At 43.6% G+C, this 24,068-nt stretch carries 24 protein-coding genes; all 24 read left to right on the forward strand.

The window, feature by feature from the left end; genetic code table 11:
- Window positions 1-2,240 (forward strand): DEAD/DEAH box helicase (locus IEX98_RS23875; protein WP_308421823.1); only part of this gene is annotated, 2,240 nt, incomplete at its 5' end.
- Between the two features lie 18 nt (window positions 2,241-2,258).
- The gene (locus IEX98_RS23880) at window positions 2,259-3,209 is read left to right on the forward strand and encodes a ComF family protein (protein WP_188892208.1); all 951 of its coding nucleotides are present in this window, start codon (window positions 2,259-2,261) and stop codon (window positions 3,207-3,209) included.
- Between the two features lie 101 nt (window positions 3,210-3,310).
- Window positions 3,311-3,715: a TIGR03826 family flagellar region protein gene (locus tag IEX98_RS23885; protein ID WP_188892266.1), complete on the forward strand. Its 405-nt coding sequence runs from the start codon at window positions 3,311-3,313 to the stop codon at window positions 3,713-3,715.
- A 117-nt stretch (window positions 3,716-3,832) separates the two neighbouring features.
- On the forward strand, window positions 3,833-4,111 hold the full coding sequence (flgM, locus tag IEX98_RS23890) for a flagellar biosynthesis anti-sigma factor FlgM (protein WP_188892209.1): 279 nt from the start codon (window positions 3,833-3,835) through the stop codon (window positions 4,109-4,111).
- An 18-nt stretch (window positions 4,112-4,129) separates the two neighbouring features.
- Window positions 4,130-4,627: a flagellar protein FlgN gene (locus IEX98_RS23895; protein WP_188892210.1), complete on the forward strand. Its 498-nt coding sequence runs from the start codon at window positions 4,130-4,132 to the stop codon at window positions 4,625-4,627.
- 15 nt (window positions 4,628-4,642) lie between these two features.
- A complete protein-coding gene (gene flgK / locus IEX98_RS23900) occupies window positions 4,643-6,172 on the forward strand; it encodes a flagellar hook-associated protein FlgK (protein WP_188892211.1) in 1,530 nt (509 codons plus the stop codon).
- 39 nt (window positions 6,173-6,211) lie between these two features.
- Window positions 6,212-7,132 (forward strand): flagellar hook-associated protein FlgL, encoded by a 921-nt coding sequence (gene flgL / locus IEX98_RS23905; protein ID WP_188892212.1) that lies wholly within the window; start codon window positions 6,212-6,214, stop codon window positions 7,130-7,132.
- A gap of 123 nt (window positions 7,133-7,255) precedes the next feature.
- Window positions 7,256-7,699 (forward strand): flagellar assembly protein FliW, encoded by a 444-nt coding sequence (gene fliW / locus IEX98_RS23910; RefSeq protein ID WP_188892213.1) that lies wholly within the window; start codon window positions 7,256-7,258, stop codon window positions 7,697-7,699.
- 1 nt (window position 7,700) lies between these two features.
- Window positions 7,701-7,937, forward strand: a complete 237-nt coding sequence (gene csrA / locus IEX98_RS23915) for a carbon storage regulator CsrA (protein ID WP_188892214.1) — start codon at window positions 7,701-7,703, stop codon at window positions 7,935-7,937.
- A 120-nt stretch (window positions 7,938-8,057) separates the two neighbouring features.
- Window positions 8,058-8,825 (forward strand): flagellin N-terminal helical domain-containing protein, encoded by a 768-nt coding sequence (locus tag IEX98_RS23920; protein WP_188892215.1) that lies wholly within the window; start codon window positions 8,058-8,060, stop codon window positions 8,823-8,825.
- A gap of 146 nt (window positions 8,826-8,971) precedes the next feature.
- Entirely contained in the window at window positions 8,972-9,346 is a 375-nt protein-coding gene (locus IEX98_RS23925) for a flagellar protein FlaG (protein ID WP_188892216.1), read from the forward strand.
- A gap of 21 nt (window positions 9,347-9,367) precedes the next feature.
- Window positions 9,368-10,840 (forward strand): flagellar filament capping protein FliD, encoded by a 1,473-nt coding sequence (fliD, locus tag IEX98_RS23930; RefSeq protein WP_229692366.1) that lies wholly within the window; start codon window positions 9,368-9,370, stop codon window positions 10,838-10,840.
- A 15-nt stretch (window positions 10,841-10,855) separates the two neighbouring features.
- Window positions 10,856-11,254 (forward strand): flagellar export chaperone FliS, encoded by a 399-nt coding sequence (gene fliS, locus IEX98_RS23935; RefSeq protein WP_188892218.1) that lies wholly within the window; start codon window positions 10,856-10,858, stop codon window positions 11,252-11,254.
- Complete coding sequence (locus tag IEX98_RS23940; protein WP_188892219.1) at window positions 11,251-11,568, forward strand: hypothetical protein; 318 nt, start codon at window positions 11,251-11,253, stop codon at window positions 11,566-11,568. Before fliS ends, IEX98_RS23940 begins: the two co-directional genes overlap by 4 nt.
- 71 nt (window positions 11,569-11,639) lie before the next feature.
- Entirely contained in the window at window positions 11,640-13,886 is a 2,247-nt protein-coding gene (locus IEX98_RS23945; protein ID WP_188892220.1) for a motility associated factor glycosyltransferase family protein, read from the forward strand.
- Between the two features lie 100 nt (window positions 13,887-13,986).
- Window positions 13,987-16,248, forward strand: coding sequence for a motility associated factor glycosyltransferase family protein (locus tag IEX98_RS23950; RefSeq protein ID WP_188892221.1), 2,262 nt, complete (start codon window positions 13,987-13,989; stop codon window positions 16,246-16,248).
- An 11-nt stretch (window positions 16,249-16,259) separates the two neighbouring features.
- Window positions 16,260-17,267 (forward strand): NAD-dependent 4,6-dehydratase LegB, encoded by a 1,008-nt coding sequence (locus IEX98_RS23955; RefSeq protein ID WP_188892222.1) that lies wholly within the window; start codon window positions 16,260-16,262, stop codon window positions 17,265-17,267.
- A 16-nt stretch (window positions 17,268-17,283) separates the two neighbouring features.
- Complete coding sequence (locus IEX98_RS23960; protein WP_188892223.1) at window positions 17,284-18,462, forward strand: LegC family aminotransferase; 1,179 nt, start codon at window positions 17,284-17,286, stop codon at window positions 18,460-18,462.
- Window positions 18,463-18,483: 21 nt separating this feature from the next.
- Window positions 18,484-19,647, forward strand: a complete 1,164-nt coding sequence (gene neuC, locus IEX98_RS23965; RefSeq protein ID WP_188892224.1) for a UDP-N-acetylglucosamine 2-epimerase — start codon at window positions 18,484-18,486, stop codon at window positions 19,645-19,647.
- A gap of 8 nt (window positions 19,648-19,655) precedes the next feature.
- A complete protein-coding gene (gene neuB, locus IEX98_RS23970; protein ID WP_188892225.1) occupies window positions 19,656-20,729 on the forward strand; it encodes an N-acetylneuraminate synthase in 1,074 nt (357 codons plus the stop codon).
- A 236-nt stretch (window positions 20,730-20,965) separates the two neighbouring features.
- On the forward strand, window positions 20,966-22,021 hold the full coding sequence (locus tag IEX98_RS23975; protein WP_188892226.1) for a nucleotidyltransferase family protein: 1,056 nt from the start codon (window positions 20,966-20,968) through the stop codon (window positions 22,019-22,021).
- Window positions 22,018-22,722 (forward strand): acylneuraminate cytidylyltransferase family protein, encoded by a 705-nt coding sequence (locus IEX98_RS23980; protein ID WP_188892227.1) that lies wholly within the window; start codon window positions 22,018-22,020, stop codon window positions 22,720-22,722. The genes IEX98_RS23975 and IEX98_RS23980 overlap by 4 nt, the downstream gene beginning before the upstream one ends.
- A gap of 275 nt (window positions 22,723-22,997) precedes the next feature.
- Entirely contained in the window at window positions 22,998-23,195 is a 198-nt protein-coding gene (locus IEX98_RS23985; RefSeq protein WP_028599014.1) for a cold-shock protein, read from the forward strand.
- 320 nt (window positions 23,196-23,515) lie between these two features.
- The gene (gene hpf, locus IEX98_RS23990; RefSeq protein WP_042170005.1) at window positions 23,516-24,064 is read left to right on the forward strand and encodes a ribosome hibernation-promoting factor, HPF/YfiA family; all 549 of its coding nucleotides are present in this window, start codon (window positions 23,516-23,518) and stop codon (window positions 24,062-24,064) included.
- The last annotated feature ends 4 nt before the right edge of the window (window positions 24,065-24,068 follow it).

Consider the following 24,068-nt stretch of genomic DNA (forward strand, 5'->3'; position numbering starts at 1 on the left):
GACATGAAAGACAAGGAAGGAATGAAGGAGAGTATAAAAATGATGCAATGCGCCTACGGGAAGAAGGCCACTCAGCAGAACTGATTTTATTGTGGAAGGAGCTCCTGCCGCTTGGGGATGCTTGGCGCTGCAAGGAATTGTGGGATTATGAGGAGGGTAAGGGCGAGAACAGAGGACGCGGTGCGTTGTTAGAAGCATTGGGGAGGATACCGGTGGTGCAAAAAATAATTGGGACGGGGAGAAGGGTGAACTTTGGAGAACAAGGGAGATGGATAGAAGGGAGGAGAGAGGCGAGTAAGCAAGAGCAAAAGTTGGGAGAGGATTGGGATGGACAAGGGAAAGCTGGGATGGAGGGAGCGAATGGGCGTTGTAGGACAGGAGCGTTGGAGGGCGAAAATGTGCGTTGTAGGGAATCGGGGATGGAGGAAGCGAACGGACGTAGTAGGACAGGGGCGATGGAGGAAGCGAACGGACGTAGTAGGACAGGAGTGATGGAGGGAGTGAATGGGCGTTGTAGGGAATCGGGGATGAAGGGAGCAGACGGGCATAGCAGGGAAGAGGCCGTGGTGATGACGCGGCTTGCGGCTTGTGTTGAGCAAGCGAAGCGCGAGACGCATGGCGATCATCCGGGAGCGCAGCAGCAAGAAGGCGAAAGCCTGCGCGCACGGATGGAGCGATGGACGCGAGCTGATGTGGGGAGAAGCGGGAATGGGACACAGCGCGCGGACAGCAGCGGCGCGCAGTGGAGAGAGCTGTCGGCCGCCGCGAAGCGGGCCGCCAGTGCCTTGCAGGGCCGTGCGCTGCTTCGCGGCGAAGCGCACGCCCTGTTGGAAGGCGCCGCCGATATTGGCGGCGCTCTGCAGTTGGCGCAGCTGCATGGCTGGCTGCGCCTTAGCGGCGCTGTCGCCGCCGGGGGCGGCGGGCGGCTTCGCCAGCGCCGCAAGGGCGGGGCCCGCTGCCTGCGCTGCGGCAGCGGTGAAGCGCACATGCACCGCACGCGCTGCGCATCGTGCGGGCGCATGTGCGCCTACTGCTCGGCATGCCTCGGAATGGGACGCAGCCGCGAATGCGAGCTGCTTATCCTCGGCATGCCCTCGCTCCTTGGCGGCGCTGCTCCTGCGCCGCCACCAACTGAAGCGGCGTTCGCACGGTGGGGGCTTAGCCCAGCCCAAGCGGCCGCCACAAAAACAGCGCTTCGCTTCGTCGAATTGACCCTTCATTCTGCTTCAGCAGGTACGCGCCAAGGCGAATCGCCGCCAAGCTTTCTCCTATGGGCGGTTACAGGAGCGGGTAAAACGGAAATGATTTTTCCGCTTGTTGATTCTGTAACGCGGCTTGGCGGACAAGTGCTGATTGCTACCCCCCGGAGAGATGTCGTGCTGGAATTGGATCCTCGTATTCGAAAGGCTTTCCCCGAGGCTAAAGTGGTAACGTTGTACGGCGGCAGCGAGCAACGCTGGGAGCGGGGAGGGATTACGCTGGCTACTACCCATCAGCTGATGCGGTTTCATCAGAGCTTTAATCTCGTCATTATCGATGAATTGGATGCTTTTCCTTACGTCAATGATCCCGTACTGCACTATGCCGCGGAGCGCTGTTGCTCTCCGGTTGCGGCAAGGATGTTTCTTTCGGCCACGCCGCCGAGGGAGCTTCAAAGGCAAGCGAGAAAGGGACGCTTGCCCCATGCCCGGGTGCCGGCGCGTTATCATCGTCAGCCGCTGCCTGTTCCTAGCCTGCTTCGAACACCAACGGTCAAGCAGATGCTTGCGATGAAACGGATACCAGCGGCTCTTCAAACAGCCATGCTGAAATCGTTGAACCGGGGCGCACAGCTTTTTGTTTTTGTCCAGCGCATTGAGCAGACGGAGCCAATGGCGGCACTGCTGCGCAGCATTTTAAAGCAACCGGCTATCGAAGGAACATCCTCCAAAGACCCGCAGCGGGCGGACAAAATTATACGTTTTCGAAATAAAGAGCTGCGCGTGCTCGTCACGACAACAATCTTAGAGCGGGGCGTAACGATTCCCCGCAGCGATGTGTATATCTTGGATGCGGATGGCAGATTGTTCGACGAGGCTTCACTCGTTCAGATGGCAGGCCGGGCAGGACGTTCGGCTGACGATCCGAACGGATTCGTCTATTTTGGAGGTAAGGAGCGGACGCGATCACAAGTTGCAGCGGTCAGACATATCCAGAAAATGAATCGAATCGCGCGCTCTAACGGCTACTTAGAACAATAAGGAGGTAGTGTTATTGCTATGAAGTGGCTCATTCAATTTTTGCAACGCTCCTATTCGGGTATTGACCGTTCCATTCAATGGCTGGGGCCGAGCCCCGTGTCATGTACTTTTTGCGGACAGACGATTCGGGGGGGAGGGAATTCAACCTCACGAGCCGGATTGCCGTCCGAGCTGCCAAAATCATTCATCAGCTCCGTCTGCCATAGCTGTCTGTACAATATCCCCTGGCTGCTTCGTCCGAAGTGCTGGATTTGTGGGCGAGGAGTCGTTTGCGGAGATTGCGCAAGACGAACGAATGCTTATTTTGTTGCCAATCGAAGCGCTGTTCAATATACGAGCGAAATGAGAGAGTGGCTGGCTCAATACAAGTATCGAGGAAATGAGCAGATGGAGCCGCTTTTAACAGAAATGATGGTTCCGGCTTACCGGGCCGTGACAAAACTCGCCGCGGCCCGAATTGCCCTTCGAAATCCAGCTCTTAACAATCCGCCAAAAGGCGGAGCAGTATCAGTGAGCGAAGTCCACTGGGATGCTATCACGTACGTGCCGGTTAGTTCCGAACGGGCGGAGGAGCGGGGCTTTAATCAAGCCGAGCGGTTTGCGGAGCGAATATCCCGTCAATTCCAAATCCCCCTTATCAATCTGCTATACCGTGATCGGCATACCGAGAAACAAAGCTTTCAATCCCGTTCTGAGAGGATGCGAAACACGCAGCGTCTTTTTCGGGCTTTGCCGGAGGGACTTGCCCATTTGTCTCAACTAGCCGCAAAGCCGTCTGCTGGGAAACGAACCGCTTCTCTTGAATCCGGTTACATCTCTGAGACCAGTCAGCGCCGTCAGAAAAGGCAAATCCTTCTCATTGACGACATCTATACGACCGGCAGCACCATCCAGTCCTGCTCTGAAGCGCTTCATCTTCAATCACCCCTCCCTCTTGATATTTATGCCTTAACCTGGGCCCGCTCTTAATCGGCAATGGCACTTGCAAGATTAATAGTGAAATCATCGGCGCAATCCGCTAGAATAGAGGATAATTAATCGTTCATAGATGAAATTGGGGGATGTTTATGATGAATTTAGACAATTGTCCTCGCTGCGGCAAACTTTTCGCTAAAAACTTCCGTGATGTATGCCCGGCATGCATGAAAGATATTGATAAAGAATACGAGATTTGCACGACTTACTTGAGGGAAAACAAAGGTGCTATTATTACGGAGCTGTCCGACGCAACAGGAGTGTCCATCCGGCAAATTACGAAATTTGTGCGTGAGGGCAGAATTTCGCTTGTGAATGCGCCGAATATGTCCTACCCTTGCGAAGTTTGCGGGACGCTTATTCGTGAGAATCATATTTGCGATAGTTGCCGGGGGCGTTTGCAGAAGGATGCAAACAAGATGAAATCGACATTTGCCAGCAAACCGGATGATGAAAAACCGACGAGCGCGCACAATGCTTATCGGATAAAAGACCAGTAAAACCAGTAAATAATGGCATTCTACAGATGTTCTATAAAATTTCATTTCATTCAAGCCGATAATACTTGTAAAGAGTTATCGGCTTTTTTGATGCACTGAAAAGATGAGGTGGAGAATTTGAAAATAAATGAGCCCCAGCGTATTGGCGCTTTAAACAATTACTTGAAGCAAAATGAATCCCGTGCGGCAAGCACGAGCCAGAAGCGTCAGAAGGACAATGTTCAAATTTCGGCGGAAGCGAAGGAAATGCTTTCTTCCAGTCAGGCACAAAGTACGGAGCGATCAAAGCAGATCGAACAATTAAAACAAGAGGTTTCGTCCGGTACGTATCATGTTGAAGCAGGTAAAATAGCCGAAAAACTAATGGCTTATTTTAAAAGCGATCCCGGTAAATAAGGAAGGATGCAGCTGATTATGTCCGTACAGCCGATTATTGATGTCCTTCAGGCGCAGCTTGCCTTGTATGGCAACCTGTTGGAGATCGAGAGTTCCAAGAAACCATTGATCATGAGTAATGATTTTCTTCAGCTTAACGTGGTTACCCAAAAGGAGAAGCTTTTAGTCGCTCAGGCTGAGGAATTGGAACGCAACCGCAACTTGATTACACTGCGTTATTTCAAAGATATCGGCTTCCGTTACCGTGTGTCCTTGCTGTCAGAGGTCATAAAATCGGTTAGTGAATTGGAAACCAAGCAAAAGCTTATGCAGCTGCATGGACAGCTAACAGAGATTCTTAAGGAGTTAAAGCAAGTGAACGAGTTGAATCAGCAGCTAGTTCAGCAATCGATTGCGTTTATCGACTTTTCCATTGATTTGATGGTGGAGGATCCAAGCGAGGATGTCGTCTACCAGCATCCGATGAATCAGCTTGGGAATTACAAGCGCAACGGATTGTTCGATTCCCGAGGATAAGAAGGAGGATTTACGATGAGATCGACGTTCCATTCATTGGAGACCGCTAAGCGGAGCTTGTTCACACAGCAAGCAGCTCTTAATACCGTAGGGCATAATATCGCCAATGCAAACACAGAAGGATTTTCAAGACAAAAAGTTAACATGATTGCGGCGAGACCAATTGAAGCCTATGGCTTGCAGCGCTCCACAGCACCAGGCCAGCTCGGTACAGGGGTGGAATACACCTCCATTACACGAATTCGCAATTCTTTTCTGGATACGCAATACCGTGAGCAAAATAAAGGTGTAGGGAGCTTGTCTATTCAAGCAGATACACTTAGCAAACTAGAACAGATTGTGAATGAGCCGTCTGATACTGGGATTAGAACCGTTCTCGAAAACTTCTGGAATGCATGGTCCGATCTGAGTAAAAATCCCGAGAACGTAACTGGACGCGAAATTTTGAGAGAAACCTCTAAAGCACTGGCGGATTCATTTAATGAGTTGAGTCGGCAGTTGTCCCAAATGAGTACTGATTTGACAACGAATATTGAGAATAAAGCGGCAGAGGCGAATTCGCTTCTGCAGACGATTTCCTCATTGAATGATGAAATCAGAAAGATCGAGTCCATCGGGGACAATGCGAATGATTTACGTGACCAGCGGGATTTGATGACGGACAAATTGTCCAAAATCGTGAATATTAACGTGGTTGAAGGGGCAACAGGTTATTCCATCACAATGGGGAATGTCAACCTTGTAGACGGCGGAGACATCACACCATTAACCTCAGGAGCTTTGGAAACAGCGTTTGCAACCGGAGCATTGACTGGCGGCGAGGTTCACGGAATGATCGTCTCCCGTGATGTAAATGTAGCAGGGCTTTCTAAAAGTCTAGATACGCTGGCGAATACGCTTGCCAATGGTGAATTCCAAATCACAATTCCTAAAGGCTCATTGTTGCCAGGTACAACTACGGAGACAACGGCGGATCAAATTGTAACAGTAAAGGGCATCAACGGCTTGCACAAGCTAGGCTATGCGTTAGATGGCTCTGTAGGGGAAGATTTCTTTACGTTCAAGAGTGGAGCAAATGGGATAACTGCGGCTAGCATTCAATTAAATCCGACAATAGACAGTGATTCGAACAAAATAGCGACGTCTCTTCGTGGTACAATTGATGGTGGCGGGGTTGTAACTCCGATTAAAGGTAATAATGGATTGGCATTGATTATGGCAGAACTCAAAGAGGTCAACTTTACTTTCGATGAGTCGGCAAGCGGCGGCAGCGTTACCAATGCTACGGTTAATGATTTTTATAGCGCTACTGTCGGCACTCTCGGTGTGAAAAGCCAAGAGGCATCAAGGCTCTATACGAACACACAAGCCCAATTAGAGCAGGTAGAAGGCAATCGCCAGTCAGTCAGCGGCGTATCACTAGACGAGGAAATGTCTGATTTAATCAAATATCAGTATGGGTACAGCGCGGCGGCCCGTTTTATGACCACATTTGATGAACTGCTGGATAAATTGATTAACGGAACCGGAACGGTTGGCAGATAATAACGCTTTTCAATAGCTATTAATGGGGGGTTGTTCCAGATGTCCTTGAGAGTTACGCAAGGCATGATGCATTTGCAGTTGAACCGGAATATTAATAAAAACCTGAAGGTCATGTCGGACTTGCAAAATGTGTCATCAACGGGTATGAAGCTTAACAAGCCTTCCGATGATCCGGTAGGTATTACATATTCGCTGCGGTATCGTGCAGAGCTGTCGGCCAACATACAATATCAAAAAAATGCCGATCAGGCGCTTTCCTGGCTTGATTTTACGGATACAGTAATTAATCAGGCTGGCGATGTTATGCAACGCTTGAAAGAGTTGACGACCAATGCCGCCAACGGGACTAATCCCCAGGAAGCGTTAGATGCGATTAAAAGTGAAATTAGCCAACTAAAGACACAGCTAATCGATATCGGGAACAGCAAAATGAACGGCAAATATATATTTAACGGAGAAAGATTTGATCAAGCTCCATATGATGACGGGACGATACCTGTTCGAGAGACGGCAACGGATACCGGTTCCGTACATTATGCGCTGAATGCTAATGTAACCGTAGATATTAATCTTACCGGCAATCAAGTATTTGGTAATGCAGATATGCCTGCAGGTACAAACAATGATAATGTTTTTTCTGTTATCGACCGAATTATGACAGCATTAACAGCCCCTGCCGATTATGGAGCGATTTCAGCTGAATTGCCGAACATTGAGAGCAGTAGTGCTCGTATGTTGAATGCACGGGCGCAAATCGGGGCAAAGGTGAATCGAATTGAATTATTACAGGGACGCTTGTCTGATTTCGAGCTCAGCTTAACTGATCTTCAATCGAAGGTAGAGGATGCCGACTTGGAACATGTACTCATTAATTCAAAGACGGCCCAAACTATTTACGAGGCCTCCTTATCTGTAGGAGCAAAGGTAATTAGTAGATCGCTAGTTGATTTCTTGAACTAGCGAATGGAATAATAGAATCATTGATGAAGCGGGAGCTATGGAATCGGTAACGATGCTGTAGCTTCTTGTTTTACAAAAAAAGAAAAGTTTAAATCATCATACATATACTTGGAGCGTGAAGAGATGATTGTACAAACGACTCGATTTGGTGAAGTGGATTGTTCGGATGAGGAAGTAATTGTATTTGCCGGCGGGATACCGGGTTTCAAGCAATATACGAAGTATATGCTGGTTAAAGTTGAGGAAAGTCCGTTTGACTACTTGCAATCGCTAGAGGATGCAGCTTTAGCTTTTATTATTGCGGAGCCATTCGCTTTTTTTCCTAATTATGAGTTCGAGTTGCCCGAGCAGCTGCAAGTAGAAATGAATTTAGAGGATAGTAAGAACATTCAAGTATTTAATATTGTTAACGTAAAAGGTGACTTGGTAACAGCAACGATTAATTTGGCTGCTCCAGTTATTATTAACATGCAGGATCGCACTGGCATGCAATTTATATTATCCGATGCATCGTATTCTATTCATCAGCCGTTATTTGCAGCGGCTTTGGCTGCAGGGGGCGAATAAAATGCTTGTTTTAACTAGAAAACGTGGAGAATCGGTATTAATAGGTGATGATATTGAGATAAGTATACTGGAAATAGTAGGAGACAGCATTAAGATTGGAATCAAAGCCCCTGGCGAGATCGGTATTATTCGTAAGGAACTGTACGTTTCGGTTGAGAAAATGAATCAAAATGCGCAGCAATCGACAATCACTGTGGCAGATTTGAAAAATCAATTCGAAAAAATTAAAAAAAATTGAATCTGCTATAAAAGAAATGGAGAAATCTGCCGATAAACTCTTTAGAGCGAGTGGAGGGCAACCGAAATTAGCTTACCACAAGGATGTGGGACTAAATAACCATTCAGGGAGGAAATATCAATGCGTATTAACCACAACATTACAGCTTTGAACACGCACCGCAACATGACTTTGAACAATGCTTCTGCGGGCAAAAACATGGAAAAATTGTCTTCGGGTCTTCGTATTAACCGTGCTGCTGACGATGCTGCAGGCCTTGCAGTATCCGAAAAAATGCGCGGTCAAATCCGTGGTCTTGAGCAAGCTCAAAAGAACGTTCAAGACGGGGTTTCGTTCGTACAAACAGCTGAGGGCGCAATGAACGAAGTTAGCTCCATGCTGACTCGTATGAAAGAGCTTAACGTTCAAAAATTGAACGGTACTTACAGCGACTCTGATAAGTCCAACATTGATTTGGAGCTTAACGAGCTTGGCTCGCAAATTACGAACATCATGAAGGATACTAAGTTCAACGGAATTGCAATTACTTCCGGTGCTGATATTCAATCCGATGATTCGGCTCAACAAATTAGCGTTGGCAGTATCACTACTACCAACTTTACTGGCCTGGGTGCTTCTGATGGGCTTTCGGCTATCGAGAATGCTATTACTAGCGTTTCGACTGAACGCGCGAAACTGGGTGCTGTTCAAAACCGTCTGGAGTACACTTCCAACAACTTGGGTACAGTTGTTGAGAACTTGACTGCTTCTGAGTCCCGTATCCGTGATACAGACATGGCTAAAGAAATGGTGAACCTGACGAAGAACAACATTCTTCTTCAAGCTTCCCAAGCTATGCTGGGTCAAGCGAACTCGCAGCCGCAAGGCGTCCTGTCGCTGCTTCAATAGTACCACCGCTTTTAGAAGAAGAGGCCTTTGGTTTACCAAAGGCCTCTTTTTTTATTAACAAAATGAAGAAGACTAACAAAATACATCATATATTCCGATAATAAATAGAGGTAGGTACATTTTAGAACGAGGCGGGGAGCGTCAAGATGAATATTTCATCTGTTAACAACTCGGCGGGATATCCTTCAGATAAAATTATAAACAGCGGACCGGTAAAAGAACAAAATGGAACAAATGATTCGATTACAGCAAATCCCGATAATACAGTTAATAATGCAATAAATGCCCCAGTTTATGATAAAGAACAAGCAATCCGCAATGTGGATCGAATTCTGAAAGCTATTCATAAACCTGAGACAACAATTGAGCGAAGCATTCATGAGGAAACGAATCATGTCGTTTATAAAGTAATGAACAAGGAAACGGGAAAACTAATCCGTGAAATTCCGGAAGAAAAGCTACTGGACATGGCGGCTAAACTGATGGAACTTAACGGACTAATGATTGACGAGAAGATATAAAGGAGGTCGTGCAAGGTGAGAATGACGGGACTTGCTTCGGGGTTAGATATCGACAGCATGGTTAAAGAGCTCATGAAAGCTAAGCGGACGACTTATGACAATATGGTCAAGCAACGTACTAAGGTGGAATGGAAACAGGAAGATTATCGTTCCCTTAGCACCAAAATCGTTGATTTTAGAAATAATAAATTAAGTTCGTTTAATTTATCGTCGGCGATTAATGCCAAAACTTCAGCGGTTAGCGGAGATACGGCTGCATTGACTATCAATTCGACGAGTTCGACTGCGGCTGGAACACTTACAGTTAAGGTGGAGCAAGTAGCGGCAAGTGACAGTAAAGTGTATACGTTCTCCGCAGCTGATAAAGTTAAAAATATGACCGATTTAGGTTTTACAACAGAAGATCCGGATAATGCAGATAATGTCCTCGTAACCATTAACTCGCAAACGGTATCGGTCGCTAAAACCGCCAATCTGACTGATCTATCAAAGGCCATTAATGAGAAATCAAGCACGCTTAAAGCAACTTCGATTTATGATGAGGCTAGCGGGCAGTTCTCTATTGCTGCTACCCAAACAGGTGCGGGAAAGCTAGTTCTTGGAGATGCTGTTTTTACTGCAAAAACTCCTACAGGCGGATCAGTGGGTTTAAATGCCAAAATATCCATTAATGGAATTAATTACGAACAGGCTAGCAACCGTTTCTCGCTCAATGGATTTGATTTTACTGTAAAGTCTGCCTCAGTTACAACAAACGGGACAACGATTAGCGCTGTACAAGACACGCAAAAAATTGTAGATACGATTAAGTCATTTGTAACGGAGTATAACAGTTTAATAGGGGCTATAAACTCGGAATTGTCAGAAGTAGCAGATCGCAATTATAAGCCTTTAACTAGTGAAGAGAAAAAGGCAATGACTGATGACGAGATTAAGCTATGGGAAACTAAGGCAAGGAATGGATCACTCCGTAATGACGGTACTTTAAGTCAATTTATATCGGATCTGCGGATCGCAGCTACCTCTTTAGTTAGCGGAATTAAAGACAGCAGTGGCAATCCTTTATCTATTGGTATAACTACAGGCAGCTACACCGAAAAAGGGAAGTTAGTGCTAGATGAAGATAAGCTGAAGAACGCCCTTGAGATTAATCCGGACGCCGTAGTAAAAGTATTCTCATCCAGAAGCAGCGATACAAGTCCAGGCAGTACAACATCCGGTGTGTTTGCAAAAATGAGCGCATCCTCGTTAACAGCTTTAAATATACTTTCTACCAAGGCGGGGACATCTCTGACAAGTACGGATGCTACAGCCACTTTTCTTAACAATTCATTGTTAAGTGAGCAAATTAAATCAATGAAAGATCGTGAAAAATCTATGCTCGACCGGCTGAATGCAATGGAGAAGCAGTACTATAAGCAGTTTTCTGCAATGGAAACAGCAATCAATAAATTTAATTCACAGTCTTCGGCAATCATGAGCTTTACTAGCTAAAAGGAGTGAAACGACTTGTTAAACTCGCCATATCAAAAATATCAGCAATCATCCGTTCAGACGGCAACACCTGGACAACTAATAATCATGTTGTATGAAGGTGCTATCCGCTTCACTAAGGCTGGAATTGAAGGTATACGTATTCGTGATTACGAAATGGCTAATAAAAATTTCAAAAAGTCTCAAGCTATCGTGAATGAATTAATTGCATCTCTTAATCATGAGTATGAAATATCAAATAACTTGCTTCAGATCTATGAATATATGCTGCATTTACTCATTGAGTCAAATATGAAGAAAAATGCTGTACCAGCAAATGAAGTGCTTGAGCATTTGCTCCAGTTGAGAGATGCATGGAAGCAAGTAATCAAAGGGACTGGACAATTTCAATCTGAAGTGGGATCTTTAGCATGAGTATTGAAGCTCTACATACTGCGACCTTATATTTTATAGAACAAATAGAGCGAATTTCTTATGAGGATGCTGTTCAACTTACTGATTTAAGGGAAGAGGTTCTTAATGAAATAGGGAACCGGTCTATCTCTGCGGATGAAAAGCAGCTATTGCATCAAATTGGCGAGTTTGATGAGATCATTGTTGCAAAGATGGTAGAATTTAAAGATCAAGCATCGCAAGAGATCCAGACAATTGCCAAAACTAGAATGCATAAAAAGAAATACGAAAACCCCTACAATTTTGAAGGTGTCTTCGTGGATCAAAAAGAATAAGTAGTTTAAACTGACGCCGTTGAAATTATTCGACGGTTTCTTTGTTTATGAAAAAGGCAGGGGGATGAATAATGAATCAGCAAGAGGAACAATTGAAGGATACTGTGGAAGCGATAAGAGTGTTTTTGCCACAGTTGATTCAAGCCTGCAGCAAATTAGAGAGAATGTTCTATGGTCCAATAACGAATGAGTTATGGAGTGAATTAGGTGAGGTTGTAGAAGGGATTGACGATCTTTATCGCACCTTAACAAGCATTTGTGATGAAACTAAGGAATATATGGACATTCATACAGGTTTAACCATTGAGAATGCAATAAATTCAATAAGTGAATATTTTCAATCCATGAATCAATGTGTGGATGCAAAAAATTACGTTGGTGCCAGCGATCATTTAAAATACGAGCTTCAGTCTGTATTCCAACAACTATCTAATTGTTTAGGACCCTCATCAATAATTCGGGAGCAACAGTATGAGGCGAATATGAGTTTTTTAAAACAGTTTTATCCTAAGGTTCATACACACCTAGAAGCTGTTACTGTCGATCAACAGCATTACCGTGTGATTTATTCTAAGCATGGTTTTCCTAATCTCCTTCTTCATGAAGAGGGGCATGATGTACTCTTATATAGCCAATATGATCCTATGAATGAAGCTCAGTGGTGGGCAGATAGACTTGCGAGTAAAGTGGAGAGCAAGTTGAATATTATGATTTATGGCTTAGGTCTCGGCTATCACTTGCAGCAGTATGCACAAGCCTATCCGAATCATCAATTATCTATCTATGAACCAGATGAACAAATTTTGCTCGCCGGCATGAGTGCAATTGATTTGAAAACTTTATTTGAAAGCTGCAATGTGACAGATTTTGTCGTTGGAGAAAACAAATCATTGAGAGACAGAATGTTTTTCCGTTTTTTGAAGTATATGAAAGGGGATCCGGAAATTATAGCGATTTCTGTCTATGATAAGCTGAAGTCATTGGATAAAGAAACTTTTTCAAATGATGCCCAATATGCAATTGTGAACTATTACAGCTCTTTAAGAATGTATAATAAATACGGTTTGGAGTGGGCAACAAACAGTATGAACAATTTGGCGGTTACGCTCGCCACACCATCTATTTCAGGTATGAAAAATAAGCTTGAGGGTATGACTGCCGTTATTGTAGGAGCAGGACCGTCATTGGAGATAGATATTGAATATGTAAGGGAGCTTAAAAAACATGCAGTAATAATCGCGGCAGGAACAACAATTCAATCACTCCTTCATTTTGGAGTTGTTCCTCATCTGATTGTTTCGATGGATGGGAGCGAGGCCAACTATAATGCCTTTAAAGATTTAAGTATTAATCATATTCCGTTTTTATTTACTCCGATGGTTAAGTATAAGATTATGGATGAAAGAGAAGAAAATCTATTTCATGTTCACTTTACTTCGGATGTAATTACTAAGGGAATAATGGCTCTGACAGAGAAGGATCCTATATTTACTACTAATCAATCAGTCACTGGAACTGCAATTCAAGCAGCAATTTATATGGGCTGCACAGAGATTGTTTTTACGGGACAAGATCTTTCGTACCCGCTCGACCAAATTTATGCCTCCGGGGCTCGCCATGTATCCGATGAAATAAAGGATTTGACGATTAAAAGCGCCGTACTGACCGTTGAGAACGTCAAAGGCGGTTTGAACCGAACGAACAACTCATTGAAAACCACATTAGCGGACATTGAAGAATTATTGGGGAAAAATCCTCAAATTCCTTATGTCAATACTTCAGAAAACGGGGCAAAAATTAAGCATACGGTATGGGAACCGATGGACAAAGTGGTTGCTCGTTTAAGTAACAACATAGCTATTCCTGATGATTTTCTAATTAAACAGATTCGGGATTTGGAAGGTTACGACGAACGGAGAATCCGTTCCATTCGTGCAACGGTTTATCAATTACCAGAAGAACTGAAGGAGTGCGAGCAATTATTGCGCCGCATCGATCAAAGTATAGAGAAGGTTCAGGGCTTAAGTATTACTCATCCGCAGAAGGCCTATCAAGCCTTTCTTTCAATTGACAAGGACTGGAGAGTTGTAGTAGACAGCACAGTATTTAACTCCCTGTATTTAATGATTATGCGCAATGATTTGAGCGCTTTTGAGCGTGATTTACCCGAACTTGCCAATGAATTAAACCTTATCAATAAATCGAAATTAATCCGTGAATTGATGCAGCCGCTTGTACATAAAATGCTGGAATATTGCCCGAGTATCATGGAAATTGTTGAAGAAGCCAAACAAAGGGTGGAATCAAGAGCAAAGTAGGCAAACTAATCGCATTACCGTCAAGAGTCCTTGACGGTTTTATTATTTTAAGCGGCTGTTTTTCCGATATAATAAATAGTGAAACAGGGAGGACACAAATATGGAAACACAGTACATATGTGATGATACTATAGAAGCAATACGGAAATTTATGCCTCAATTGGCCGATGCGAGCTTGGAAGTATCCAAGTTGCTATTCGAACCGCTAGATGAACAAGGATGGTTGCAATTTGCGGATGTGGTAGAAGGAATTGACGATTTGTATCGAACTCTAAGTGAGATGCAAGAGCGGCACAAGGAGAGCAATAATTTTGATCCTTTGAAGGATTGTATTGCACAAAGTTTGCAATCCATTGCGAAGCATTTCGGATCTATGAATCAATATATGGATATTGATGACCATGGCAGTGCGGGTGACATTATTCGTTATGAACTAATTCCCGTTTTCAGGAGACTTGCTTTGGCTCTTGGCGATTCAAATGATGTAAATAGGCAAAGGTTTCAAACAAACATGAAGTTTTTAGAGAAGAAATATCCAAATATTTATAATCAAATCAAAGAAGAAACAAAGGGTACTGTATATCAATTATCTTATGCAAATAACGGCAGTCCGATTGCCTACTTATTAAACGAACAGGCGGAACCCGTTTATTTAAATAGTCAATTTAACCCGGAGAATGAAGCAGCTTATTGGGCGGATACGTTAAGAGAGCATGTGGATAAAAAATCAAAAATTATTTTCTACGGACTAGGTTTAGGCTATGAGGTGGAACGTTATGCACAAATCTATCCCAATCATGTCTTATTTATTTATGAACCGGATATAAATGCCCTATTAATGATGATGGGTTGCGTGAATCTGCAACGTTTATTTAGCCGTTTATCTGTCATTCATTTTATTGTAGGCCACTCTAAATCAGCAGTAGATGAGTTAATGGATTCTTTTCATAGATTTAGTTATGGTGAAGCGGAAATTGTAGCATTACCCTTTTATTTGAAATCACGCAAAGTAGAAATCGACCAGTTTGCTGGGAAGGTAAGATCGTCTATAACGAAGGATGCCAATTTCATTTATAACTATAAGCTGAACGGGTTCAATTGGGCAAAAAATATCATGTACAATTTTTCGAACATCATTGCTACGCCTTCTATAGCTGGACTAAAAAATAGGCTAAGCGGGATGACTGCTGTCATTGTAGGGGCTGGTCCATCGCTGGAATCCGATATTGAGCAATTAAGGCAATTAAAAAAACATGCCATTATTATAGCTGCGGGAACAACTACGCAATCCTTGCTGCACTATGGGATAGAGCCTCATTTGATTGTTTCGATTGACGGGTCAGAGGCGAATTATAGAGCCTTCCAGCATCTTGATATTAGACATATCCCATTTGTGTTCTCCCCAATGCTAAACTATTCAATTGCAGATGATAGGGGAGAACTCTCGGCTCATTTGTTTTTGAAAAGTGATATTACGGCTAACCATTTTATGAGTTTAACAAATGATGATCCTATATTTTCTACAACACATTCGGTTACCGGCACCGCAATTCAGACAGCCATTTATATGGGATGCGAAGAAATTGTATTTGCAGGTCAAGACCTATCTTATTACAATTACAAACTGTATGCGCAGGGAGCCAAGCACGTTACAGAGGAACAAGTGAAAGCAGAAGTGGACTCCGCAAATCTATTGGTGGAAAATGTTAAAGGAACCGTAAATCGCACGCATAGCGGACTCAGGCAAACGCTTGAGGATATTGAAAATCTGATCTCTACATATACCAGTACTCGGTTTATTAATACGACTGCGATGGGGGCTGTAATCAAACATACGGTTTGGGAATCAATGGAGAGTGTAGTGTTGCGCCTGCAGAATCGGGAAGTCTCCAGTCATGTTTTAATTAATGAAATGAAAGCATTGAAACGGCATGAAGAGAAACGCATAACCGCATTGAACAATGAACTTATAGAATTGCCTGAACAAATGAGGAATTGTCAGCGGGGGCTGAAAAAAGTAAAAGATCAAATTAATTCCCTTTCCAGATTAAGCAAGACGAACGAGCAGGAATGCATGAAGGTGATTCATTCCATTGACCAGGACTGGGAAGTGATTACGAACAGCAGCCCTTTTAAAGGTCTGTTTTTGAAAGCTAACAGAGGTGAAATGAAAATATTTGAAGCCAGCTTATCCCGGCTGATATTATCAACAACGCTGCAGCAACAAGTTGATTTTTATTTGGATTGCATGATGCCGCTAATAGCGGCGATGCTTAACCTTTCAAATGATCTGTCTAATGTTATTGCAGAATCAAGGGCAAGAATGGATAAGACATTGCAAAAACTTAATCCTCAAAATTAAAGGAGATTATTATGACTCGCTATCAAAAAGTATTAGTAACAGGAGCGGATGGATTCATAGGCTCTCATCTAACGGAAGAACTCATTCGTCAAGGCTATGAGGTTCGCGCGTTTACGATGTACAATTCAAACAACAGCTGGGGATGGCTGGATGAGTGTGCAGAGGAAGTTCGCGGTAAGTTTGAAGTTTTTGCAGGGGATATCCGTGATCCGTATGGTGTAAAGGAGGCAATGAAGGGGTGTGATGCCGTTCTTCATTTGGCAGCACTAATTGCCATCCCTTATTCCTACCATTCGCCTGAAACTTATGTCGATACTAATATTAAAGGTACACTGAACGTACTTCAGGCTGCACGTGAGCTGAACGTCTCCAAACTCGTACATACTTCAACGAGCGAGGTGTATGGGACTGCGCAGTTTGTGCCAATTACAGAGGAGCATCCGCTTCAAGGTCAATCTCCCTATTCGGCAACGAAAATTGGTGCGGATCAGCTTGCTTTATCCTTCTATCGGTCTTTTCAGTTGCCAGTTGGCATCATCAGACCCTTCAATACTTACGGGCCGCGTCAATCGGCAAGGGCAGTTATTCCAACAATTATTACACAAATTGCATCAGGAAACACGCAGATTAAACTAGGAAAGACGAGTCCGACTAGAGATTTCAACTATGTTAATGATACTGTTCGCGGATTCATTGCTATGCTGGAGAGCGACAATAGCATTGGTCAGGAAATCAACATCGGAAGCAACTATGAGATTTCTATCGGCGATACGGCAAAACTTATTGGCGACATTATGAATGTAGCCATCGAAATTATAAGTGACGAGACTCGCAATCGTCCGGAGAAAAGTGAAGTAGAGAGACTATGGGCAGACAATGCCAAGGCAGATCGTTTATTGAACTGGAAACCACAGTTTGCAGGACTTTCAGGTTTTAGACAAGGACTTGAGCAGACTATCAATTGGTTTACTGCTGCAGACCATTTATCGAAATATAAGGCAGACCAATATAATAAATAATGGAGGCCTTGCGACTATGATAGGGGAACAACTACCCGGCCAATTACTAGCAGCGATACAACAAGTGCTGTCCAATCCGACTGATTTTACAGCTTTGCACGAACCGTTATTTGAAGGAAACGAGTGGTCTTATGTGAAAGATTGCTTAGAAACCGGATGGGTATCATCCGTAGGGCAATATGTGGATCAATTTGAACGCAATTTAGCCGAATATACAGGCTCGCCTCATGCCATCGCTGTGATGAATGGCACTGCTGCACTCCATATCTGCTTATTGCTTGCGGGCGTGAAGCCGAATGATGAAGTGTTAATGCCTTCGCTGACTTTTATCGCGACGGCGAATGCAGTCGCATACTGCGGAGCTATTCCCCATCTGATTGACGTCTCTAATGATACGCTGGGGGTAGACCCGGATAAACTTGAACAATATTTGAACGATATTGTTCAGTTCGGCACAGACGGCTATGCTTACAACAGGCAGACTGGGCGAAGATTAATGGCAGTCATACCTATGCATACTTTCGGGCATCCTGTTGAATTGGACAAGCTTATGAGAGTGTGCGAGAAGTATCATTTAGAAATGATTGAGGATGCTGCTGAATCTCTTGGATCCTTCTATAGAGGCCGCCATACAGGTACGTTCGGCAAGTTAGGAGCGATAAGCTTTAATGGCAATAAAGTGATTACTACCGGAGGAGGGGGAGCCATACTGGCAGCTGATGAAGCGACAGCTAGAATGGCGAAGCATTTAACGACTACGGCAAAACTTCCTCACCGTTGGTCGTATCAGCATGATCAAACAGCCTATAATTATCGGATGCCTAACTTGAATGCTGCACTAGGTTGCGCTCAATTAGAGCAGCTGCCGAGCTTTTTGAACAGGAAAAGACGACTCTCCATGCGTTATAAAGAAGCTTTTTCACATATAAATGGCATACAATGGTTTGAAGAACAAGAACATGTAACGAGTAACTACTGGCTCAATGCATTACTGCTTGATGAACCGGATGAGGGTTTGTTAAATCGGATGCTTGAGATTACTAACGATGCAGGTATTATGACACGTCCGATCTGGACACCTATGCATCGATTGTCAATGTTCAGCCAGAGCCCGCGGATGGAACTGACAGTTACGGAGCAATTGGAATTCCGCATCATTAACATACCAAGCGGTTCACGATTGTTTGATGAATAACGAAGGGACGGTAAGCGCACATTGCGAAAAATATGTATTATTTCTGGTTCTCGTGCCGAATACGGCTTACTGTATCCGCTTTTGAAGGCTATTAAGGAAGACCCTGAATTAACCTTGCAATTAGTCGTAACGGGTATGCATCTGTCACCGGAGTTTGGTTTAACTTATTCTGAAATAGAGGCCGACGGGTTTCAAATTGATGAAAGAGTAGAGATGCTGCTTTCTAGCGATTCGCACGTTGGAATAACAAAGTCGATGGGCTTAGGCTTAATTGGATTTGCTGATGCCTTATATCGTTTGCAGCCAGATATTGTCGTTGTTTTGGGTGATCGCTATGAGATTATGGTAGCTGCACAAGCCGCCATGATTGCAAATATTCCAATTGCACATTTGCACGGCGGGGAACGTACGGAAGGTGCAGTGGATGAGGCAATCAGACATTCAATTACAAAAATGTCGCATCTCCATTTTGTAGCTACGGAACAATATCGAAATCGGGTAATTCAGTTGGGAGAGCAACCGGATAAAGTGTTTCATGTCGGTGCAATCGGTTTGGATAACATTAGAGAGCTTCAATATTTAACGAGAGAACAGTTTGAAGAATCGATTGATTTCCGGCTTGGTGAAGTCAATTTTTTGGTCACCTACCATCCAGCCACTCTACAAGGACAAAGCTCAGAGCAATTAATGCAGCAGTTGCTGTTGGCACTGCACACCTTTCCCGAAGCTAAGATATTGTTCACGATGCCTAATTCCGATGCGGATGGACGAATCATGTCCGCCATGATTCATGAGTATGTAAAGAGTCGGCCAGGTAATGCTGCAGCCTTCCAGTCACTTGGCAAACTACGGTATTTAAGCGCGATGCAGTTTGTAGATGTTGTGATCGGCAACTCTTCTAGCGGTATATTTGAAGTGCCTATGTTCAAAAAGCCAACCGTAGATATTGGCAACAGGCAAAAGGGACGTATTAAGGGAAGCAGTATTATCTCTTCTTCAGAAAACGAAAGTGATATTGTAAAAGCTATAGAAATGGCGCTTAATCAGGATTTTCTGGCATCGAACGTTTATCCATCCCAGAATTTATATGGAGACGGGAATACCGCGATCCAAATAAAACAAATATTGAAGAATACGAGCCTGGACGGCATTTTGTTGAAATCTTTTTACGATATACAGCTGTAATGGGGGATATGATGAGAACCTATATTATTGCCGAAGCAGGAGTTAATCATAACGGTTCATTGGAACTGGCAAAGAAGATGGTTCGAGAGGCCGCAGCGGCAGGGGCTGATGCGATAAAATTTCAAACCTTTCAAGCTGAGAAGTTGGTCAGTAAACATGCAGCTAAAGCGGACTATCAAAAGGAAACGACGGGTCGGAACGAATCGCAGCTTGATATGATCCGTAAATTAGAATTGTCTGAGGAAGATCATTCCCAGATTATTTTGGAATGCGAACGAGCAGGTATCACATTTCTGTCTACACCCTTCGATACGAGCAGTTTACGTTTGTTAACGTATACGTACAACATGCAAACTTTGAAGATCTCATCAGGAGATATTACGAATCTTCCTCTACTCTACGAAGCTGGAAAAAGCGGTGCGGATATCATTCTATCGACTGGTATTTGTACACTCGGAGATATTGAAGAAGCGCTAGGGGCATTGGCCTATGCTTACACGGTTGCAGATGATATTCCTTCAGCTAACAGCTTTCGGCACGCATACTTTTCTGATGAAGGACAAGCAGTTCTGAAGCGTAAAGTAACCCTTTTACACTGTACAACTGATTATCCAACCGCTTATACTGACGTCCATCTCAACAAGATGCTTACATTAAAACAAGCCTTCGGATTGAAAACCGGTTATTCCGATCACACCCTTGGAACAGAGATCCCGGTTGCAGCAGTTACACTAGGGGCTGCTGTGATTGAGAAGCATTTTACATTGGATCAATCAATGGAAGGGCCAGATCATAAAGCTTCCATGGAACCAGAGGAATTAACTGCGATGATTAGACAAATCCGCAATGTAGAACAGGCATTAGGAATAGCAGTGAAAATTCCGGTATCCTCGGAGCTAGGTAATGCTAAAGCTGCCCGAAAAAGCGTAGTGGCCGCTGTGGAAATAAAAAAAGGCGAGTTATTGACAGAAGCTAACCTTACAATTAAACGTCCGGGCAATGGCTTGGCTCCGTCAGCGTTCTGGGAATTGTTAGGCAAAATATCTGATCGAGACTACTTACCGGATGATCTTATTGTATGAAGCCGGTGTATATTGTCATCGGAGGGGGCTGGCATGCCAAAGTATGCAAAAATTATTGCTGCGTCAGGGCAAAGAGATCAAAGGTTATGAATTAACAGCCTACGGTGTTCCCGCTAAAGCTTATTCAAAATTATAATACAGTTGAAATGCCGCATAATATGCGGTATTTCTTATTTAATTGCATACTCCAGCCGATATAGATAGTAAAGGATCTTGGTTTTAAGGAGTGTCTATATATGAAAAACATCGAAAAACTGCTTATCTCCCCGGTTACATCTATACTAGAGGCTCTAAAAATTATTGATAAAGGATCTGTACAGATCGCATTAGTTGTTGATAATGAACAGAGACTAATAGGAACGTTAACGGATGGGGATATTCGCAGAGGGATATTACGCGGCATAGACTTGAACCGAGAGGTTAGCTTGATTATGAAATCTGACCCAACCGTTTCCTATGTGGACGATAGTCGAGATATTATATTTTCTAAGATGAAACATTGTCATTTAAAACATATTCCGGTAATTGATCAACATGGCAGAGTAGTTCGATTGGATTTGCTTGATGAAATTATTACATCCGAACGTTGTGATAATTGGGTAGTGTTAATGGCTGGAGGTTTGGGTACTAGACTTGGAGAATTAACCAGAGATTGTCCAAAGCCATTATTGAAAGTGGGAAGTAAACCCATACTGGAAGTCATTTTAGAAAACTTTATTTCGAATGGGTTTTATCGATTTATTATTTCGGTTAATTATAAGGCTGAGATGATCATTGATTATTTTGGAGACGGCTCAAAATGGGGTGTTGAAATTGTTTATGTTCAGGAGACTAAACGCCTTGGCACTGCAGGAGCTTTAAGTCTGCTGCCCTTCGTTCCGGATAAACCTATCATTGTAATGAATGGAGATTTACTGACAAAAATTAATTTTCAACAGCTTATCGATTTCCATGCTGAAACGAAGGCTAGCGCTACGATGTGTGTCAGGGAATATGAATTTCAGGTGCCTTATGGTGTAGTGAAAGTTGATAATTTTCGTTTGGAGAGTATCGAAGAGAAGCCTTTACAGCGCTTTTTTATAAGCGGGGGAATTTATGTAATATCTCCGGATGCTTTGCAGCATATCCCCTCTAATACATTTTATGATATGCCAACCCTGTTCGAGAAACTACTTCAAAGCAAAGCCGCTACCTCGGCATTCCCTATACGGGAGTATTGGATCGACATTGGCAGAGCAGATGATTTTGAGCGGGCAAATATAGAGTATGAAGAAGGAATTATGGTCAGATGATCAATGACAAGAAAGTTTTGGGGATCATTCCTGCAAGAGGCGGATCAAAGGGCGTGCCCGGCAAAAATATTCGGATGCTTGGAGATAAGCCTTTAATTGCATGGACGATTGAGGAAGCTGCTAAGTCGATTTATTTGGATAGGACGATCGTATCTTCTGATGATGAAGCTATTATCCAAACCGCTTTAAAATACGGCGGCGATGTACCATTTAAGAGGCCGGATCATTTGGCTCAAGATGATACCCCTGGGATGGCGCCGATTTTGCATGCAATAGAACACTTGCCGGAATACGAGTATATTGTTCTATTACAGCCTACATCTCCTTTAAGAACCTATGAAGATATAGATAGATGTATCGAATGCTTTGTGAATGACGGGGCTGCCTCAGCTGTTACCGTAACCGAACAAGAAAAAAGTCCATATTGGATGTTTCAACTGAATGAAGGGAAAATTCTTGAGCCCGTCATGGGTGAGACAAAGCCGCTAACGAGGCAAGAATTGCCTAAAATTTACGTACTTAACGGAGCCGTGTATGTATCATCTGCAGCTCATTTAAAGAAGTTTGAATCTTTTGTAGCGGGAGAAACGTCAGGCTGTATTATGCCTAAAGAGCGATCGATAGATATTGATACAGTAATGGATTTTAAAATATGCGAAGTTCTATTACATGAAAATTCATTACCCCAATCGTTTTCTTAATAGAAGCTGTGTTGGTAAAGCGTTGGAATGTTGTTATCTGAAGCCATATTGCAGAAATACGACCTTCCTTGGGCGGCTGCATATAAGCGTTGAATTTAAACCGCAGATTTATGTTTAGGTACACCTGCAAAATAAATAATAATGCCAGACAGAACCTGAATGAATTCGCTTACAAGGAAATATTGACAATATAGTGACGGAGATGTTATATTCGATTTGTGGGCCATACCTATAAGACGCCTCACAGTATTTGAAGATGAAGGGACTGTTTATGTATGCAAGGTAAAGTTAAATGGTTTAACGCAGAGAAGGGTTATGGATTTATCGAGACTGAGCAAGGCGGCGACGTATTTGTTCACTTCTCCGCAATTCAATCCGAAGGCTTCAAAACACTCGAAGAAGGCCAATCGGTCGAATTCGACATCGTAGAAGGCGCTCGCGGTCCACAAGCAGCTAACGTAGTTAAACTGTAATCATCCGGCTAATTAGCCAACGATAGATGGTTCGTTTATAACTGTCTAACTTCGAAGCCCCGGGCAACCGGGGCTTTTTCTTGTGAGCAGGGAAGGGGCGACGATATTGCTTATCGCATACCGATCGCAACCTCAACTGTGCAATGCAAGCAATGCATGAAGGGGTCCGATTTTTCAATGGTTCTGCCACCATACACCCTTTCCTATTAAATTCGTTATATTTCGATAAAATTTTCAGAAAATTCACAATAAACTAAAATCTGTTTTGTCATGGGCCTTCACCTATGTTATAATAAGAACATGTAAAGGAGGAATGCCCCATGAAATACATCATTCGAGGTCAACGCTTTCAAGTGACAGACGCACTAAGAGATTATGCCGAGAAGAAGCTAAGCCGCTTGGAAAAGTATTTTGAAGCACCTGCCTCCGAAACAACAGTAACATTGTCCGTAACGAAAGGTCAGCATGCTGTAGAGGTGACGATTCCGCTCGTAGGAGTCCTTCTCAGAGCCGAGGATAAGAGCCAGGATATGTACGCTTCCATTGACGTAGTAGTGGACAAACTGGAGCGTCAGATCCGTAAGCATAAGACGAAGCTGAACCGCAAATTCCGCAACAGCAATGGCGTAAGAACCATCTTTAAGGAAGAGGCGAACGGCTCGGCTGTACGTGTATTAGATGAAGAGGACGAATTGGAGCTCGTAAGAACGAAGCGCTTTACGCTGAAGCCGATGGACGTGGAGGAAGCGATTCTCCAAATGAACATGGTCGGCCATAACTTTTTCGTATTTTCCAACGTGGATAATAAGGAAGTGAATGTGGTTTACAAGCGCAGCGACGGGAAATACGGCTTAATTGAGCAAGGCTGAGAGC

Source organism: Paenibacillus radicis (ex Gao et al. 2016) (assembly GCF_014641555.1).
Lineage (GTDB): Bacteria > Bacillota > Bacilli > Paenibacillales > Paenibacillaceae > Pristimantibacillus > Pristimantibacillus radicis.